General features: G+C 60.8%; 14 protein-coding genes. 7 read left to right on the top strand and 7 right to left on the bottom strand.

Annotation, left to right across the window (positions count from 1 at the left end; all coding sequences use genetic code 11):
- Nucleotides 1-104: 104 nt before the first annotated feature.
- From AB433_RS19595 to AB433_RS14770, 5 genes are read left to right on the top strand one after another with little or no spacing between them, the layout of a single operon-like run.
- Entirely contained in the window at nucleotides 105-722 is a 618-nt protein-coding gene (locus AB433_RS19595) for a TetR/AcrR family transcriptional regulator (RefSeq protein WP_053059191.1), read from the top strand.
- The gene (locus AB433_RS14755; RefSeq protein WP_047822059.1) at nucleotides 719-1,723 is read left to right on the top strand and encodes an HlyD family secretion protein; all 1,005 of its coding nucleotides are present in this window, start codon (nucleotides 719-721) and stop codon (nucleotides 1,721-1,723) included. Before AB433_RS19595 ends, AB433_RS14755 begins: the two co-directional genes overlap by 4 nt.
- A gap of 15 nt (nucleotides 1,724-1,738) precedes the next feature.
- The gene (locus AB433_RS14760) at nucleotides 1,739-3,451 is read left to right on the top strand and encodes an ATP-binding cassette domain-containing protein (protein WP_243444645.1); all 1,713 of its coding nucleotides are present in this window, start codon (nucleotides 1,739-1,741) and stop codon (nucleotides 3,449-3,451) included.
- Entirely contained in the window at nucleotides 3,448-4,566 is a 1,119-nt protein-coding gene (locus tag AB433_RS14765; protein ID WP_047822063.1) for an ABC transporter permease, read from the top strand. The genes AB433_RS14760 and AB433_RS14765 overlap by 4 nt, the downstream gene beginning before the upstream one ends.
- 4 nt (nucleotides 4,567-4,570) lie before the next feature.
- On the top strand, nucleotides 4,571-5,677 hold the full coding sequence (locus AB433_RS14770; protein WP_047822065.1) for an ABC transporter permease: 1,107 nt from the start codon (nucleotides 4,571-4,573) through the stop codon (nucleotides 5,675-5,677).
- 6 nt (nucleotides 5,678-5,683) lie between these two features.
- Here AB433_RS14770 and ppk2 read toward each other — a convergent pair whose 3' ends face one another.
- Nucleotides 5,684-6,460, bottom strand: coding sequence for a polyphosphate kinase 2 (ppk2, locus tag AB433_RS14775; protein ID WP_046904074.1), 777 nt, complete (start codon nucleotides 6,458-6,460; stop codon nucleotides 5,684-5,686).
- Between the two features lie 136 nt (nucleotides 6,461-6,596).
- Between ppk2 and AB433_RS14780 the strand changes: the two genes are divergently transcribed.
- Nucleotides 6,597-7,226, top strand: coding sequence for an RNA polymerase sigma factor (locus AB433_RS14780; RefSeq protein ID WP_047822068.1), 630 nt, complete (start codon nucleotides 6,597-6,599; stop codon nucleotides 7,224-7,226).
- Between the two features lie 272 nt (nucleotides 7,227-7,498).
- Here the strand turns inward: AB433_RS14780 and AB433_RS14785 are convergent, their stop codons facing one another.
- From AB433_RS14785 to AB433_RS14805, 5 genes are all read right to left on the bottom strand, one after another.
- Complete coding sequence (locus AB433_RS14785) at nucleotides 7,499-8,548, bottom strand: type II glyceraldehyde-3-phosphate dehydrogenase (RefSeq protein WP_046904076.1); 1,050 nt, start codon at nucleotides 8,546-8,548, stop codon at nucleotides 7,499-7,501.
- Nucleotides 8,549-8,604: 56 nt separating this feature from the next.
- Entirely contained in the window at nucleotides 8,605-9,522 is a 918-nt protein-coding gene (locus tag AB433_RS14790; RefSeq protein WP_046904077.1) for a ribose-phosphate pyrophosphokinase, read from the bottom strand.
- Entirely contained in the window at nucleotides 9,519-11,057 is a 1,539-nt protein-coding gene (locus AB433_RS14795; protein ID WP_082134954.1) for a thymidine phosphorylase family protein, read from the bottom strand. Before AB433_RS14795 ends, AB433_RS14790 begins: the two co-directional genes overlap by 4 nt.
- Nucleotides 11,054-12,418, bottom strand: a complete 1,365-nt coding sequence (locus tag AB433_RS14800; protein WP_047822073.1) for an MBL fold metallo-hydrolase RNA specificity domain-containing protein — start codon at nucleotides 12,416-12,418, stop codon at nucleotides 11,054-11,056. The genes AB433_RS14795 and AB433_RS14800 overlap by 4 nt, the downstream gene beginning before the upstream one ends.
- Before the next feature lie 86 nt (nucleotides 12,419-12,504).
- A complete protein-coding gene (locus tag AB433_RS14805) occupies nucleotides 12,505-13,839 on the bottom strand; it encodes a response regulator (RefSeq protein ID WP_047822074.1) in 1,335 nt (444 codons plus the stop codon).
- Nucleotides 13,840-13,921: 82 nt separating this feature from the next.
- Here AB433_RS14805 and AB433_RS14810 point away from each other — a divergent pair, with 82 nt between their 5' ends.
- Nucleotides 13,922-15,577: an acyl-CoA dehydrogenase family protein gene (locus AB433_RS14810; protein WP_047822076.1), complete on the top strand. Its 1,656-nt coding sequence runs from the start codon at nucleotides 13,922-13,924 to the stop codon at nucleotides 15,575-15,577.
- 54 nt (nucleotides 15,578-15,631) lie between these two features.
- Here the strand turns inward: AB433_RS14810 and AB433_RS14815 are convergent, their stop codons facing one another.
- Nucleotides 15,632-18,025, bottom strand: a complete 2,394-nt coding sequence (locus tag AB433_RS14815) for a heavy metal translocating P-type ATPase (protein ID WP_047822078.1) — start codon at nucleotides 18,023-18,025, stop codon at nucleotides 15,632-15,634.
- Between the last annotated feature and the right edge of the window lie 42 nt (nucleotides 18,026-18,067).

Consider the following 18,067-nt stretch of genomic DNA (forward strand, 5'->3'; position numbering starts at 1 on the left):
GAACATCCTACGCTTCAGAGCAAGCATAAAGCTACGCCGAAAAAGGATCATGCAGATATGTAATATCTCGCTGACTGATGCGTCAGTCATATCGAGGTGTTCAAATGGCCGATGATATCGCCGGAAAATTGAAAGCTGCCGCGGCCGAGCTGTTTACTCAGCAGGGATTCACGGCAACCCGCGTCGCGGACATTGTCGCAAATGCGGGTGTAGCGCAGGGGACCTTTTATCTGCATTTCGAAAACAAGCCGTCGCTGTTTGTCGCGCTTATCGATGAGTTCTTTGCAGGACTGATTGAGGAGACCCTTGCCCGCCATCCCGCCAAGCGGCTGCAAACCGGAGAGCAGCTAGCAGCCGAGGTTGAAGAAATCTGGGCTGCCATCATTCGGTATGGGCGCAAGCACGCTCTTCTGACCACGCTGGTTCTGCGCGAAGCGCATGCGCTTCCGCCCGAACAGCGCGATCATGTCAACCGCCATTTCGAGCAAGGTGCTGACGCGCTCGCGCAGTATCTCGAAGAAGTCCAACAGCTAGGCCTGGTGAAAAATCTCCCTGTGCGTCTCATTGCTTGGCTTCTTGTCGGAATGATCGAGCGGGCAATGCATTACGCCGTTTTTGTCGCACCGAATGCACCGAGCGTGTCGCTGGCAGGACATTGCACTGAGTTCGAGCTCCGGGGCCTGCTGAATTGTGGTGCCGCTGTGTCCGGATGTCCATCATGAGCTCAAGAAAGAAGCTCTACATCGGACTTGCCCTGCTCGTATTGCTAGCCGCTTCGGCGGCGACAATCTGGTTGATGCAGCCTGATCGGCATGAGCGAGAAGGTCATCTGGTACTCAATGGAAATGTCGACATTCGTCAGGTCAATCTGGCGTTCAAGGTTCCAGGCAGGATCGACCGATTGGCGTTCGATGAGGGAGATAGGGTCGAGTCTGGCGATCTTTTGGCTTCGCTAGAGCCGCAGGATTACAAGAACGAGATCGCACTGGCCGAAGCGCGTGCCAGCCAACGCTCCGCAGCGCTCGCCGCTCTCGAATCGGGCAACAGGCCGGAAGAGATCGAGCGGGCGAGAGCCCGCGTTGAGGAAGCGGAGTCCGCACTGGGCATAGCCCAAGCCACTCTGGACCGGGTCGAGCACCTTGCCGAACGCGGGTTTGCCGCACGGCAGACCCGGGACGAGGCGCGCTCTCAGCGCGATCGCGCGGCCGCTCAGCGGCAGGCGGCACTCGAAGAACTCTCGCTTGTCCGCGAGGGACCCCGACGCGAAGAAATCCGGCAAGGACGCGCGGCGCTCGGCGGCGAGCGAGCTGCCGCTGCACTCGCCCGGCAACGCCTGGTGGATGCAAACCTCTACGCGCCCGCTGACGGGATCATCCTGACGCGCGCACGCGAGGTTGGGGCCATTGTGGGTCCTGGCGAAACCGTCTTCACACTCGCGCACACCTCGCCCATGTGGGTCCGAACCTATATCGAGGAACCCGACCTCGAGCGCGTCGAGATCGGTGCCCCCGCGACAGTGTTGACCGAGGCTGGCCGCGCATTCCCCGGTCGCATCGCCTACATCTCACCGACAGCCGAGTTTACACCCAAGTCCGTTGAGACCCGCGAACAGCGCACTAGCCTTGTCTACCGGGTGCGTGTGCGTATCGAAGATCAAGACGGAATCCTGAAGCAGGGCATGCCAGTCTCCGTGATTGTCCGTCCCGCCGCCAGAGAGCGGTGACCGGTGACAGCTCTGGTGACCATCGAAGGCCTGACCAAACGGTTCCCCAAGCAAGCCGAACCGGCATTGCGCAGTGTTAGTACACAGATCAGGTCGGGGCACATCGTGGGGCTGGTTGGGCCCGATGGCTCGGGGAAGACTACGTTCTTGCGCCTGATCGCCGGACTGCTGCGCCCCGATGAAGGCGGGATCGACGTGGGAGGTTTCGATCCCGTCGCCAACGCGAAGGAGGTGCGCGCGCGCATTGCCTACATGCCGCAACGTTTCGGCCTCTACGAGGATCTGAGCGTGGAGGAGAATCTCAATCTCTACGCAGATCTGCGCGGACTGGTTGGATCAGCGCGCAAGGCGACATTCGAGCGGCTTCTCGACTTTACCGGCCTAGCGCCATTTACCGGCAGACTGGCAGGCGCCTTGTCGGGCGGCATGAAGCAGAAGCTCGGGCTCGCCTGCGCTCTCGTTGTTACACCTGAACTTCTGTTGCTGGACGAGCCAAGCGTCGGCGTCGATCCGATTTCGCGGCGCGAACTCTGGCGAATGGTAAGCCGACTGACCGATGAAGGGATCACGGTCGTTTGGGCAACCGCCTACCTCGATGAGGCCGAGAAATGCGAGACTGTGCTCGTGTTGAGCGAGGGCGATCTCATCTTCGACGGTCGACCGACCGATCTGGCCGCGCGTGTCGCTGGCAGGGTGTTTTTGATCGAGGGCATCGAGGGCGATCGGCGCTACGTTTTGAACAGAGCACGCCAACACGAGGCTGTGATGGATGGAACAATCCAGGCCAGCCATGTCAGGCTGTTGCTCAATGAGAACGCGCGTGCCCTCTCTCTGGCTTCGATTGGCGCGGGGGATGAAGCTCGGCTGAAACCTGTCGCGCCGCGGTTCGAGGATGCGTTCATCGATCTCATTGGCGGCGGGTTTCGCGCTGAATCGCCCTTCGCCGGCGGTTCGCAGCGCAGCCACGATATAGCGATTGCCGTAGAGGCGCGCGGACTAACGCGGATGTTCGGCTCCTTCACTGCGGCTTCCGAGATCAGTTTCGATGTCCGTCGAGGTGAAGTGTTTGGGCTTATCGGACCCAATGGCGCGGGCAAGTCGACTACATTCAAAATGCTCTCCGGCCTTCTCAAGCCGACCAGCGGTGAGGCTCGTATTGCCGGTGTCGATTTGCGTACTGCCGCGAGCGAGGCACGGGCTCGTCTCGGATACATGGCGCAAAAATTTTCGCTGTATGGCGATCTCAGCACGATGCAGAATCTGCGGTTCTTCGCACGCGTTTACGGCCTTACCGGAGCGCGGCAGCGTCTCATGATCGAGCGTATGATCGACAGCTTTGCCCTCACGGACAAGCTCAATGAAAATTCCGCCCAGCTCCCGCTTGGCTTCAAGCAGCGCCTGTCGCTCGCCTGTGCCGTCATGCACGAGCCTGACGTCCTTTTTCTCGACGAGCCGACCTCGGGTGTCGATCCGCGTACGCGCCGTGAATTCTGGGCCCATATCAACGCCATGGTCACGAACGGCGTAACCGTCATCGTGACGACACATTTTCTCGACGAAGCGGAGTATTGCGACCGCGCCGCGCTCATATATCGCGGGCAGATGATTGCTTTGGGGACTCCCGCCGAACTCAAGGCGCAAGCGGCCTCCTCGACCATGCCCAACCCGACCTTTGAGGATGCATTCATCGCTCTCGTCGAAAAGAACGAAGCGGAGACCTCGCCATGAGTTTTTCGCGTTTCGCCGCGATCATGCGCAAGGAAACCCGGCAGGCTATCCGGGACCCGAGCACACTCATGATTGCCGGCCTATTGCCGATCATGCTGATTTTCCTGTTCGGTTATGCGGTTTCGTTCGACCCCCGGCAGTTCTCGGTCGGCGTTGTGGTCGAACAGCCGACCGGAGAGACGGAGAGCTTTGTCGCGTCGCTGCGCAACACGCGCTATTTCGAGATTGAAACAGCGCCTGTGCGAAAGGACTTCGAAACCCTCATGGCCGCGGGCGAGCTCGATGCGATCATCATCCTGCCACAGGATTTCAGCGCAATTGCGCTCCGCGGAGAGGCGGCGCCGATCCAGATCCTGGTCGATGGGGGTGATCCAAACACAGCCGGACTGGTTGGCTCCTATATTGAATTGCTCGTTATCAATTGGCTCGAGCAAGAATGGCTCGATCGCGGGCAACCGCCGCTCGCGCCTCTCGTCTCGATTGAGCCGCGTGTCTGGTTTAACGCCGAGATTTCGAGCCGCAACTATCTGGTCCCCGGCTCGGTGGCGATCATTCTCACCATAATCGGCGCCTTGCTCACAGCGCTTGTGGTTGCCCGCGAATGGGAGCGCGGCACAATGGAGGCCCTTCTTGCGACACCTGTCGGTCCGCTCGAACTGCTGCTGGGCAAGCTTGTGCCCTATTTCGTGCTGGGCCTCGGCTCGTTCATGCTGTCCGTGTTTGTGGCCGTGGCGTTTTTTGGTGTTCCCTTCCGCGGATCGTTTCTCGCGCTCTCGCTCGCAGCCGCACTCTTCATGCTGTGCTCGCTGGGCCAAGGACTGCTCATTTCGACGCTCACCCGCAACCAGCTCGTGGCAGCGCAGGTCGCGGTGATGCTTGCCTTTTTGCCCGCGTTCTACTTTTCCAATTTCGTTTTTGAGCTCGACAGCATGCCACTGGCGCTCCAGCTCTTCAGCTACGCGATCCCGGCGCGCTTTCTCGTCTCGACTCTGCAGACGCAGTTTCTTGCCGGCAATGTCTGGTCGGTTCTGCTGCCCGATCTCGCTGCCCTTGCCATCTTCGCGATTGTGATCTTCGCGATCTGCGCTCTGTTCACGCGCACCCGGCTCGACTGAGACCATGTGGCAACGCATCTACGCCTTGATCGTGAAGGAGCTTCTGGCAAGCGCGCGCGATCCGCAAACCCGTTGGGTGGTGCTGTTTTCGCCGCCCTTTCTGCTCCTCATCTACGCCTTTGCAATTACGCAGGAAGTATCGGACGTCACCCTGGCGGTCTACAACCAGGACCACGGCAATGCCTCGGTCGAGCTTATCAGCCGCTTCGAGGTTGCCGAAGTATTCGATCAGATTATCCATTTGCGAGCAGGCGCGGATATCGCGCCGACAATCGACGCACGCCGTGCGACGCTGGTCATGCGCGTTGGCGAAGACTTCTCGCGGCGACTCGAGCGCGGCGAAAGCGCCGAGGTTCAGCTAATCCTCGATGGCCGCAGATCCAACACCGCTCAGATCCTGCTGGGATACAGCAGCCGGATCGTCGAAACCTATAATCGGGAGCGGCTCGATCGACTGCGCGCGACGGCACCTGTGCGTCTTGTCCAAAGGACCTGGTTCAATCCCAATCTCGAACCGCTCTGGTCCGCAGTGCCCGCGCTCTTTGCCGTCCTCGTAGCCGTGGTCGGTTTCATGGTGTCCGCGCTGTCGATCGCCCGCGAGCGCGAGCTCGGTACCTTCGAGCAATTGCTGGTGTCGCCGCTGCGCCCCTTCGAGATCCTGATCGGCAAAAGCGTGCCGGCTCTCCTGATTGCGCTGACGAGCGCAAGTGCGATGCTGGTTCTGGGGATGCTGTTTCTCAACGTACCGATCCGCGGTTCTCTCGCCCTGCTTTTCTTCGGAATGGTTGTCTATCTCGCTGCAATAGTCGGTATCGGCCTGTTTATCTCATCGCTCGCCAAGACCCAGCAGCAGGCGATTATCGGGCTGTTCATGTATATGGTCCCGGCTGTGCTCATTTCGGGCTATGCCACGCCGGTAGAAAACATGCCCGACTGGTTGCAGGGCCTTGCCGCCGCCACGCCGATCACCCACTTCATAGTCATCAGCAAAGCGGTGTATCTTCGTGAAGCGCCCCTTTGGCTCTATTTCTCCCACATCTGGCCCATGGCGCTTATCGCTGCCGCGAGCCTGCTGGCGGCGACCTGGTTGTTCCGCCGCCGAACGGGTTAAACAGTTTCACGGGGCCAAGCCACCAATCCCGACTTCGGCAATCGGCAGGATGACCGAAGGGTCGGGACGCGCGAGGCGTTGATCGACCGCCTGGCACGCGATGGATTGCAGCATGTGCCGGATGATGTTGAGGCGTGCGGCGCGTTTGTCGTTGGCGCGCACTGCAATCCACGGGGCATAGGCAAAATCTGTGCGCGTCAGCATTTCGTCCCGGGCGTTGGAATAATCATTCCACTTCTCAAGCGCCGCTGCATCGATGGGGCTGATCTTCCACTGCTTGAGCGGATCAGTGCGCCGCGCTTTGAGGCGCTTGGCTTGCTCTTTTCTATCGATGTCGAGGTAGTATTTGAGAAGCGTAGTCCCGTCGCGTGCCAGCATTTCTTCGAATTGCGCGACGTTAGAGAAGAAGTCGGCAACTTCCTCCTTGTCGGCAAATCCCATCACCCGTTCGACCCCCGCCCGGTTGTACCAAGAGCGATTGAACAGAGCGATCTCCTCATCGGCGGGCAGCTGTTCGCTGTAGCGGCGAAAATACCAACTTCGCGTGTCACGATCTGAGGGTTTGCCCAGCGCCACGACGCGAGTCTCGCGCGGACTCATATGTTCGCGCACACGCTTGATCACACCGTCCTTTCCGGCCGCATCTCTCCCTTCGAAGATGATCAGAACACGCTCGCCATGGGCGATGACCTGGCGTTGTATCTTGACCAGTTCGATCTGCAGCGCGCGCAATTGTTGCTTGTATTCGCTCTTGGATATTTTCTTCTTTTGCGAACTCGACATGTTGCTCTCCGGCTCTTTAGCTGCGATGAGGGGACGAGCCCCGAACATGTCGTAACGATACTACCGCCTGCGACCGTTTTACAGGAAGGGACGGGCCCTTCTCCGGTATTGGGGCACTGGCGCTTCGGGGTTTTCCATGATCGAAAATAAAGCCGATAAAGCTGACGGGTCCGAGGAGGCGTTGCGACCGATGGATGAAGCAGTGCGCCGGGCCCTGGTGGATAGCCACGAAGATATGCTGCGTTTCCTTATCGGCCGCATGCGGGGGCGTCAGGAGGCGGAGGAAGTTCTCCAGCGTTTCATGCTTCGTGCGATCGAGCGGGCTGGGGACCTGCGGGATGTGGGTTCGGTCAAGGGATGGCTCTCCCGAGTGCTGGCGACGACGATTGCCGACTTTTACCGACAGGCTGCGCGCGGCCGTAAACACGAAACCGCCATTGATCCTCAGGAACTTGCCGAACTCGCAGAAGCGGAGGTCGTTTCTGACGCGGAGATGGAGGCTGCCGTATGCAACTGTCTCTATCGCCTCCTGCCAACGCTCAGGCCGGACTATGCCGAAGTCATCTGGCGCGCTGATTTGCTCGAGGAGCCGCGTGAAAGCATTGCCAGCGCGCTCGATACGAGTGTCAACAATATCAACGTGCGTCTTCATCGTGCGCGCGGCGCACTTCGCACGCGCCTGCTCCAGATGTGCCGCACCTGTGTCATTCACGGTTTCCTCGATTGCGAATGCCAGCAAGAGAAGGAGCAAGCGCCCGCGCTGTAGACGCGGACTGTCGGGGCCGCACTATCTGGGCGATGCTAGTCTCCCTCCTTCGGCCGCGCGTCTCCTGGGCTGTATGGCTGTGTAGCTTTATCGTTTTGGCGTGGATGGCTGTCGACGCCTAAGGTCCAGGCCGGCGGGTCGCTTGCGGGAAACGTTTCGATCAAAGCTTCGTCGATCGCTCGCTCTTCCAGGCCGGAGGATCGCGTCTTTGGCTTGCATCGTGGCCGGTCCGTGGGGGCGTTCGTCATTGGCTTCGCTCTTGCCTTCAATCGCTACAATCTCAGCTCGTCTGCTCCGATACCAAGCGTCTTGTTTGTCAATCGCATCGAGACCTCGGGCTGCTCCTCGCTCGACGCCAGGGCACGGATCGCATCTATCGTTTCAGGGATGACGATGGCTTGATTGTCGACCATGTAATTGTAGCACAGTTCGGTTCCATCGACCGCGAGAATGTTGCTCCACAGGGCCACCTCGTAGAGGTCTGCATTGGGCCGCCCCTCCATCGCCATCGCCTCTTTGACGCTGTTGAGGGCCGACAGTCCGCTGTCTCCATCGATGAGCAGAATTCTTGGCGAGGCCGCAAATGCGTCGAGGACTTCCTCCTTTGTCGCCGGCCGGGTGAGCTCGACATACCAGCTGTGTAGATGAGCCAGGGTCTCAGGAACCTTGATCGCAATCGTCACCACATCGAGTTCCGGATCCACATGCCGGGCATCCGGCCCCTGATGGCTCGGGATTGTCGGCTCGGGCACGAGCGTGTTCATGATCCCCCCGAGATGGCTCTCCCAGGGGTCGGTGGCCCGGCGCATAAGTGTCCCGCGCGCTTTTTTGAGCAGGCCTGCGCGCTTCAGCGCCCCTAGGGTGCGGACAATCGACGTGGTGTTGCATGACACGACCCGTGTCGCATCGCGTCCGAATGCGCTCCCGTAGGTTGCTTCGGCGACGAATGAGTGCCCCGCCACGTCGTGCTTCTCGCCTCCCTGCACGATGAATGGCTTCCCGGCGCGGCGATAGATGTTTGCGTTCTGGGCACCGATGCCCTTGGGTGTGCAGTCGACAATGACGTCGCTTGCCGCGATGAGATCCTCTAGCGAACCCGCAACGTCGAGACCCGACTCCGGCAAGGTTTGCGAGGCCTGCGAACTGGCCGCGAACAGGCGAACGCCGCCCTTCGCGAGCATTGCGATCCGCCAATCGGCGGCGACGTCGGCGACACCGGCCAATGCCATATCGGGTTGCAGCCTTACGGCGCCGACAACGCGGCGACCGATTACCCCTGCTCCTACGACCCCTACCGAGATCTTGTTTGGCTCCTTTGTCATTGAAAATGAACTCCAGTTGGTGGTTGCGGCGCTTTCGTTACGCCGAAAGGGTGGGATTAGTGGCCGGCTCCGATCAGCTCATCGTTCTGGACGCTCCATGCGCACAAAGCCTCGGCGAGTGCCGGCGAAATATCCACCGCGTTGGTTGGATGCGCGATGGCATTGACGCTGATCACGCGCTTGGCCCCGGCCTGCAGGAGCTCGTCATATGCATCGCCGGCAAAGATGGGGTGGACCACAACGCACACCGGCGGCTGTGTCCCAGCCTTCAAGAGCAGCTTGACTGTTTCGACGAGCGTTCGCGCACTAGAGGCAATATCGTCGATAATGACGGGTTGTTTGTCGTCCATATCGGGAAGGCTCCCGCCGCTGATCGCCACATCGAAGTCGCCCCAGCGTTTCTTCTCCAGAACGGCTGAAGGGATCCCTGCCCTGTCTGCGACATCGAGCACCCATTGTTCGCTCTCCTCGTCGGGCCCGATGACGAAAGCGTCCGGAATGTTGGCTTTTAGCCAATCCGCGATCGCCGGTGCTGCCGGCACGACCTTGCTCGGCACCGAATAAATCTCATCGAGATTGTCGATGCGGTGCAGGTGGGGATCGACGGTGACGAGGAAATCGAAATAGAACGACAGCAGCCGCGAGAACGACATGGATGTGATGGCCTCGCCCGGATTGAACGCCTTGTCCTGGCGCATATAGGCTAGATACGGCGCGACGAGCGCGATGCTGCGTGCGCCCTGATCGCGCAGCGCATCCGCCGCAAAAAGCAATGGCGCGATTTTCGCATCGGGCCGATCAAGAGTGCATAGCAGGACTACATCGCGGCCACTTACGGGTGTGGCGATCCGCAAGTAGGTTTCTCCATCGGGGAACCGGCGCGTCTCGAGTTCGCCGAGATCGGCCTCGAAACACCGGGCAAGTCCTTCGGCCATGCCCGGTGCCGCGCTAAGGGAAAAGACGACCCTGCTCATTGTGCCTCCAATCTGATCATATCGCTGTTGCGCAAAGCAAAGGCGAAAGCGTAATCAAGTTCGCCCATGCTTTCGCCGTGAATGGTGAAGAGGGGCTGGCCTTCCTCGATCAAATCGCCCGACTTCACATGCAGAGCGATACCGGCCGTCGCGCGCTGCGGTGCGCCAGCGAGTTTGGCAGTGCGCGCAAGCAGGCGGTTGTCGAAGGTGGCTACCCGTCCTGCGCGCGCGGCGAGGAATTCGCGCGTCTGGAGCGCCCGCCCTGGCTCTTTGAAGCCGCCCTGGGCCTCGCAGATAGCAAGAAATTTGCTTTCTGCGCGCCCCTCGACCAGCAATTGCGTCGCCCGATGGAGAGCATCGGAGCGTGGTGCGCCGCTCAATTCGAGGATGCCGGCAGCCAGCGCCAGCGCGCGAGCTTTGAGATCCTGCGGCGCGTCGTCGCGGTTGGCCAGAACCGCAAGGACATCATGTGCCTCCAAAGCCGGCCCGATCCCGCGTCCCACTGGCTGGGTCCCGTCGGTCTGGACCGTCGTGACGTGCAGTCCGCATTGCAGCGCCACGTCCTTGAGCAGCCGCGCCAGGGCATCGGCGTCTCCCGTGCTCCTGATCTTCGCGGTTGGCCCTACTGGTAGGTCAAGCAATACGTGCGTCGATCCGGCAGCAAGTTTCTTGGAGAGCACCGAAGCGACAAGTTGCGCATCGCTATCAACATCCAGAGCCCGCTCGATCCGAATGAGGACGTCATCTGCAGGACTGAGATTGACGCTGCCGCCCCAAACGATGCAGCCGCCTTCGCGCTCGACCACTTTCTGCATGGCCGCCACATCGAGCGTTACAGGCGCCATGGTCTCCATCGCATCCGCAGTGCCGGCCGGTGACGTGATCGCCCTGGATGACGTTTTTGGCATCGTGAGCCCGGCGGCTGCGACAATACTGACCACGATTGGTGTTGTCCGATTGCCCGGCAGCCCGCCGACGCAATGTTTGTCCATCACGCGGTCGGCATTCCATTCGAGCCGGTCGCCTGCAGCGAGCATCGCTCGGGTGAGGGCGGCGGTTTCCTCACCTTGTGCCGGTTGCGCAGCGAATGCGGAGACGAACGCGGCGATGTCGACATCCGAATACCGACCGTCCGCGATATCGGCGATGATGTGTCCCAGTCGGTTGTCATCAAGCCGGTGGCCATAGAGTTTAGCTCTAACGTGGCTGAGCGACGACAACGGCTGAGGATGCCTGACCTGAAGCTCGTCGCCTTCGGCGAGCGAAAGCCGTGCCATCAGCCGGTGAGGCAGACCCACTTCATCATCGGCCAGGAGATTATCAGTGGCCCGGTAAAGCGTCGCCAACACCGTTCTTCCTCGCGCGACAAGTTCCACCCGCGCGCGGGCGCGGAACCCTTCGGACCGCGCAACCGGACAATCCTCATGCATGAAGATCATCGCTTCGCCATCGGTTTCGATCGGTAAGGCGCGCGCGCGCAACGGATGAGCAAGTGCATCCGTGGAGGAGGTGGGGGTAAGGACACCCTCTCTCATGAAAGCACGACCTCTTCGGCGTGCTCGGGGACGCGCGCATTCCAGCCAAGACGTTCAGTAACAAGATGTCTTAGCATGTCGGACGCACTGGGTTCTCCATGGGTTACGAAGACCTGCTGCGGGGAGGACCGGAAACCTTCAAGCCATCGCAGCAGCTCGTCCTGGTCGGCATGAGCCGAGAGCATGTCGAGCTGTGCCACCTCGGCGCGAACGGGGATATAGCTGCCGTGGATTTTCAGTTCAGTCGCGCCATCCCGCAGGGCCGCCCCCCGCGTGCCGCCAGCCTGAAACCCCGCCAAAATGATCGTGTTGCGGTGACTGGGGGCATAGTGCTTGAGGTGGTGGAGAATCCGCCCGCCGGTTGCCATGCCGCTCGCTGAAATGATGATCTTCGGCATGGCGCTGCGATTGAGCTGCTTCGAATCTTCGGCTTCGCGAACATATTCGGCACTTCCGCATGCATCGCGGCATTGCTTTTCGGTCAGGCGATGTTCGCCGAGATGGTCACAGAAAATCGAGCTGGCGTTCACCGCCATGGGGCTGTCGAGATAGATGGGGATTTGCGGCAGGCGGCCTTGCTGCCGCAACTGACCGAGATGGTAGAGGAGCGTCTGGGCGCGCCCGATCGCGAAGGAAGGAATGATGACCGACCCGCCGCGCCGGACCGTTCTTCCGACAACGTCTTCGAGTACACTTTCAGGATCGGCCTCGCCATGATGGCGATTGCCGTATGTGGACTCGGTGACGATGTAATCAGCCTCGGGAACTGCCACAGGATCGACCATCGTCGCACTGCCATAGCGGCCGATGTCACCCGAGAAGACAATCTTCATATCGCCGCACTGCAGCTCGATACTTGATGCGCCGAGAATATGGCCCATCGGCCGGAAGATCGCCTTGCAATCGCGCGTAACTTCGACCAGCTGCTGGAAGGGCACAGGCCGAAATGACTTCAACGCGGCTTTCGCATCGGCCTGGGTGTATAGGGGCCGAGGCGACTTGTGCTTGCTGTACCCTTTCCTTTTTGCATAGCGGGCGTCGGCCTCCATCAAATAACCGCTGTCGGGAAGCAGCAATTCGCACAATTTGAGCGTTGCGTGCGTGCTCAGCACTCGCCCCTTGAACCCGTCGCGGATCAGGGCTGGAACGTAGCCCGAATGATCAAGGTGAGCATGTGTGAGGAGGACCGCATCGATTGACGCCGGATCGACCGGAAACGGCTTCCAGTTGCGCTCACGAAGCTGTTTGAAACCCTGAAAAAGACCGCAATCAATAAGGATCCTGTGATCAGGCGTCTGCAGAAGATATTTCGATCCGGTGACCGTTCCAGCTGCTCCTAGAAAATTTAGCTTGTAGCTCACCAGACGTGTTCCCCGCCATTAGGATAGATTCGTAACCCCCAACAGACGGGAGCACGTGGCGGGAATTACAGTTTATCCTTTCGAACTTACCGGAACCCGCTGTCAGGAGCATCCGGCATGGGAAGGATCGGCGAAAAGCCGCCACCCGGGGTTCGCATATTTGTCGCCTGCCCCTGGTAGAGCCGTGCCGCGCGCAACAGTATTTCTCCGCCATAGGTATAAAGCCGGACATCCACTTTGAGCTCGGCGGTATCGTTCTCAAGACGGACCTTGCGCGTGCTCGGGGGCGTAAATCGCTGCGCGACATAGCCGCCCTCGGCGATCTCGGACCAGACCCTTCTCGTCAGCTTCGCTCCGCGATAGGCCGCCTTGCTGCCATATCCGCGGGCAGGTTTGAAAAACCAGTCTCGCCGTTCGGACCAGAATTGCTCGGCGTTCTTACGGTCGACGATAGCCGTTTTCGGCACCGCGGCGAGGATCACCTTCGTCTCGCGTTCGCTCAAACCGCACGAGGCCAGCCAATCCGGATCGGACAGCAGGCAGAGGTTCCGCTTGTCGGCATAGAGCGCATGGATATGCGGATTTGGCGAGAGCACCACGCGGTCATTCAGATAGGCTTCCCGCAGGGTCCTGCTCTCCGGCCGATCGAGGGAGAAATCGACCAGGCGATTATAAACAAGATCGATTTTCCTGGCCTCGAAGAGTAATCCGGCGGGGGAGAGCTTGAGGTCGTCGGGCCCGGCGATCACCACCTCATATCCGTGCTCCTGCAATAGGGTCCTTGCTGCGAGAAATTCGGGAAAGAGCGGCTGTTCTTCAGGCTCATCATCGACGATCGCTATGCATTCGAGCTCACCGGCACGATCCTGTGCATGCCACTCCTCCTCGAACATCCGGGCAATCCTTGTCCGGAATGTGTCCTGTGAGATGCCCGCGACCAGAGCCGGTCGTGTTTCCCGGCAGCACTGGGTTTGCGCATCGGCAAGCAGGGCGTTGAGAAAAGCGCCGCCGGCATTGGTGTTGATCTCGATGAGCCGAGGGCCGTTGGCGGTAAGATGGAAATCGTAGCCCATAAGACCCCCTTTGGGGCCGAAATCTCGGGCGGCTGACGAAGGCGCCCAGCTCATGACAACCGAGCGGAAGGCAGGGGTTTTGGCGACGGTCTCGATGGCCGCGACAACCTCCGTCATGGCCGAAAGGGTAGCTGGATCGATGAAGACCGGGGCAGCGGCAAAGAGGGTCGATTGCGATGCAAGAAGGGTGTCGCCGGCTCCGTTCACGCCGAGTTCCGCATCGAGGAGGGCCGCCAAACGCTGCCGGTCGAGCGTAACGCACATGCACTCGGCGTTGGCCCAGTCCGCCGCCTTCCCTTCGGCCTGTTCTGCAGCACAGCTGCCGGTTTTTTCATCGCATGGCATCATTCGGTTCCGTCAATAATGGGCAGATAAAGCACTTTGCCCAGTGAGGAGTTGCGCTTTTTCGCTGTCTCGGCGAGACTCGGATATGCCGAAAATCCCATCGCCAGACCAGCTTGCCACGCATGAAGTGTTCAACCAGCCTCCACCACTTGTGGATTTCAACGCCTTCGAGCTCGACGTTCCCTTGCAGAGCGCACTCGAACGAAACGGGGCGGCTGCGCACCGCGACCAGCTTGCTGTATTTGGCAAACGCGTCGGCAGTTTCGAGGCGCTCGAATGGGGGCGCCTTGCCAACGAAAACCCGCCAAAGCTGAAAACCTTCGACCGCTTCGGCCACCGGATCGACGAAGTCGAGTTTCATCCCGCCTACCACCAACTGATGCGCCTCGGCCTTGAAGGCGGCGTGTCGGGGGCGGCCTGGAACACCGAGCATGCGGGTCATATGCTGCACGCTTCGCTCCTCTACCTCATGACCCAGGCCGACGCGGGCGCGGTCTGCCCGATGTCGATGACTTACGCGGTCGTTCCCGCGCTCCGCGCCGAACCAGCCGTAGCCGCAGAATGGGAGCCGCGCGTTACCATCGGCCAGTATGACCCGCGGTTTATCCCGGCTGCTGAGAAGACTGGCGCGACAATGGGCATGGCGATGACCGAGAAGCAGGGCGGTAGCGACGTTCGCGCGAATACTACACGCGCGCATGCGCTCGGCACAGGGGAATATGAGCTGATCGGCCACAAATGGTTCTGTTCCGCCCCCATGTCCGACGCCTTTCTGACGCTCGCCTACGCACAAGGCGGCCTGACCTGCTTTCTCGTGCCGCGCTGGCGCCCCGACGGGACCCGCAATGCCATTCACATCATGCGGCTCAAGGACAAGCTCGGCGACCGCTCCAACGCCTCGTCCGAAATCGAATATCACGGCGCCTGGGCCCAGCGTGTCGGTGCGGAGGGTAGAGGCATCCGGACAATCATCGATATGGTGCAGGGCACACGGCTTGACTGTATTGCAGGGTCCGCCGCGGGAATGCGTGCAGCTCTTACGCAAGCCGCATGGCATACGCGGCACCGCACGGCCTTCCAGCGCCAATTGGTCGACCAGCCCGCCATGCGCGGTGTTCTCGCCGACCTCGCGCTCGAGGTCGAGGCCGCGACGGCGCTGATGATCCGCATCGCCTCGGCGTTCGACGCTGCGCAGGCCGGCAACGAACGCGAAGCGGCCATTGCGCGCCTCGCGACGCCGATCGCAAAATATTGGGTCTGCAAACGTCAACCCGGCTTCGTCTACGAAGCGCTTGAGTGTCTTGGCGGCGCCGGCTTCGTGGAAGAGGGGCCCATGCCGCGCCTTTTTCGGCAGAGCCCTCTGAACGCGATCTGGGAGGGATCGGGTAACGTGATCGCGCTCGATGCCCTCCGCGCGCTCACGCGCGAACCGCAAGCGTGGGAAGCCCTGCGCGCGGAGCTTGGCCGGGCGCAGGGCGCGCATCCGCTGCTCGATGCGGCCATCGATCGCCTCGACGGCATTCGTGTCAATGGTGTCCCCGCGGAATCCGAAGCGCGCGCCTTCGTCGAGACGGTCGCGCTGTCGCTCGAGGCAGTCTGCCTCCGCGATGCACCATCTGCCGTTCTCGCCGGGTTCTGCGTGACGCGGCTCGACCCCGACAACCGTGCGTTTCTTTATGGCGGAGCGAATGCTTCGCTTGACACCGACCGGCTGTTGGCCCGTGCCCTGCCGAGCGAATGAGGCGTCGGACGCTCTTGCAGTGAAGGACACTTGGACGGCATCAAGGCCTGACACTCAGGCACTCGCCTGACCGGTAACAGGCGGTGTGGGGGCCTCTTCGGCAAAATTTTCAGGCTTATAGCTGTCTAGGCGGGTGCGTTTGAGCAGCAGGGCATTGACCGCGACAAGGACGGAACTGCCGGACATCGCGATTGCTGCGACAGCGGGACTGATAATGAACGGATAGAAGACACCGGCGGCGGCGGGAAAGGCGATGACGTTGTAGGCGACCGCCCAGAACAGGTTCTGATGCATCTTTCGCAGCGTCGCACGCGACAGCTCCACCGCGCCCACAACATCGTAGGGATCACTTCGCATCAGCACGACGTCTGCGCTTTCCATGGCCACATCGGTACCGGCCCCGATCGCAAAGCCCACATCGGCCTGGGTCAGGGCAGGCGCATCATTGATGCCATCCCCGACCATTCCGACTCTTTTTCCTTGCGCCTGAAGCTCTTTCACCTTGTCGGCCTTCTGGCCGGGAAGCACATCGGCGAGCACGATGTCGATACCCAGTTCCTCGGCCACGCGCCGCGCGGTACCCTCATTGTCGCCGGTGAGCATGGCGACCTCGACGCCCTTGTCATGTAGCCGGGCAATCGCGGCCTTGGCCGTCGGACGCGGCGCATCGGCGATCGCGATCAGGCCTACAAGAATCCCCTGGTGAGCGACATGGACGACCGTGCGGCCCGCTCCCTTGAGTTCCTCGGCCTTGTCAGCCAGCCCTCCCAGTGAGATTGATTCTTCGTCCATCAGCCGGCGGTTGCCGAGGAAAACGGTATCGCCGTTGACCTCCGCCTGCGCCCCTCTCCCGTCGCGGTTGAGAAAATCGCGCGCTTCGGGGATCTTCAGTCCTTCGGCCTTGTCAAGGATCGCAAGGGCGAGCGGATGCTCCGATCCCTTTTCGACCGCAGCGGCCAGTAGCAACACTTGTTCGGGCATGCGGCCCTCGGCGGCCACGATATCCACGACGCGCGGTTCGCCCATCGTCAAGGTGCCGGTCTTGTCGAAGATAACGACATTGAGCTTTGTGGCGTCTTCCAGCGCCGACGCGTTCTTGAACAGAATGCCGCGACTTGCGCCGAGCCCGGTGCCGACCATGACCGCCATCGGTGTGGCCAGTCCGAGCGCATCGGGGCAGGCGATCACGAAGACCGTGATTGTCAGGGTCACGGCAAACAGCAATGTTTCACCGATCCACCAGAACCAGACAGCAAACGTTCCGAGGCCAATGACGATCGCGATCAGAACAAGCCATTGCGACGCGCGGTCGGCGAGCAATTGCGCGGGCGCCTTGGAATTCTGCGCCTCCTGCACGAGCTTCACGATTTGCGCGAGCGCCGTGTCAGCGCCGACCTTGGTCGCCCGGTAGCGGAAACTGCCGCTCTTGTTGATGGTCGCTCCGATGACCTCGTCACCGGGTCCTTTTGCGACCGGCATGGATTCACCGGTCAGCATCGATTCATCGACCTGGGAGCTGCCTTCCAATACCTCCCCGTCTACGGGGATCTTGTTGCCCGGGCGGATGAGCACGGTGTCGCCTTCAAGGACGTCGGCCGTTGGGATTTCCTGCTCCTCGCCATCGCGCAGAACGACCGCCATTGGCGGGGCCAGATCGAGCAATGCCCGGATCGCTGCCGAAGCGCCCGCCCGCGCGCGCATTTCCAGCCAGTGTCCGAGAAGGATGAACACAAGCAGGATCGCGACCGCCTCGTAGAATTGCACGCCGGGGAAGAAGAACGTCGAGCCGACACTGAAGAGATAGCCGGTGCCAACGGAAAGCACGACGAGGACAGCCATATTGAGGATGCCGTTGCGCAGCGCTCGCCAGGCAGCGACCACAAATGGCCAGGCCGGATACAGCACGGCGGCGCTCGCCAATCCAAACAGCCACAGGTCGAGCTTCAGTCCGAAGGGCGGGGCCGGAGGTGTGAAAAAGCCGCCCATCGGGGAGTAAATGAAAATCGGGATCGTGAAGATGAAGGCAATCCAGAAACGGTTGCGCATGTCGCGAACCATCTCCTGCATATCCATCCCGCCTCCATGCCCCATTTCGTGGGCCATTTCGTCCTTCGCCCCGCCTTGGCGGTGATCGTGGCCGACTACCTCTCTTTCCTTGCTGTCCGTACCGCGCTCCGGTCCCCTGCCGGAGTCCGAAAGATTTGCTTCCGCCGGCTTGCAGACATGCTTCGGCACGATGCCGCCACGGCAGCGGAAGCCGCAGCTTTTGATCAGGCTCTGAAGCCGCGTCCCATCGGTCTGCGCAGGGTCGTATTCCACGGTCACGCTGCCCCCCGCGGGGTTTGCAGTGGCTCGGCTTACGCCGGCTTCATGCCGCAGCTGCTTCTCCACGCCGAGGTGATCGAGTTCTTCAAAGAGATTTCCGACTTCTAAAGTGAGTGTTGCCAAAGCGAATTCCCTCTAGGCTGAACCATAGTGCTTCTGGATCAA

The organism is Croceicoccus naphthovorans (assembly GCF_001028705.1).
GTDB lineage: Bacteria > Pseudomonadota > Alphaproteobacteria > Sphingomonadales > Sphingomonadaceae > Croceicoccus > Croceicoccus naphthovorans.

What these genes read in the sequence shown, in the direction of transcription:
- AB433_RS14810 (WP_047822076.1), top strand. Translation starts at nt 13,922, where the DNA reads ATGCCGAAAATCCCATCGCCAGACCAGCTTGCCACGCATGAAGTGTTC.
- ppk2 (WP_046904074.1), bottom strand. Translation starts at nt 6,460, where the DNA reads ATGTCGAGTTCGCAAAAGAAGAAAATATCCAAGAGCGAATACAAGCAA.
- AB433_RS14805 (WP_047822074.1), bottom strand. Translation starts at nt 13,839, where the DNA reads ATGATGCCATGCGATGAAAAAACCGGCAGCTGTGCTGCAGAACAGGCC.
- AB433_RS14790 (WP_046904077.1), bottom strand. Translation starts at nt 9,522, where the DNA reads ATGAGCAGGGTCGTCTTTTCCCTTAGCGCGGCACCGGGCATGGCCGAA.
- AB433_RS14755 (WP_047822059.1), top strand. Translation starts at nt 719, where the DNA reads ATGAGCTCAAGAAAGAAGCTCTACATCGGACTTGCCCTGCTCGTATTG.
- AB433_RS14780 (WP_047822068.1), top strand. Translation starts at nt 6,597, where the DNA reads ATGATCGAAAATAAAGCCGATAAAGCTGACGGGTCCGAGGAGGCGTTG.
- AB433_RS14770 (WP_047822065.1), top strand. Translation starts at nt 4,571, where the DNA reads ATGTGGCAACGCATCTACGCCTTGATCGTGAAGGAGCTTCTGGCAAGC.
- AB433_RS14765 (WP_047822063.1), top strand. Translation starts at nt 3,448, where the DNA reads ATGAGTTTTTCGCGTTTCGCCGCGATCATGCGCAAGGAAACCCGGCAG.
- AB433_RS19595 (WP_053059191.1), top strand. Translation starts at nt 105, where the DNA reads ATGGCCGATGATATCGCCGGAAAATTGAAAGCTGCCGCGGCCGAGCTG.
- AB433_RS14795 (WP_082134954.1), bottom strand. Translation starts at nt 11,057, where the DNA reads ATGAGAGAGGGTGTCCTTACCCCCACCTCCTCCACGGATGCACTTGCT.
- AB433_RS14785 (WP_046904076.1), bottom strand. Translation starts at nt 8,548, where the DNA reads ATGACAAAGGAGCCAAACAAGATCTCGGTAGGGGTCGTAGGAGCAGGG.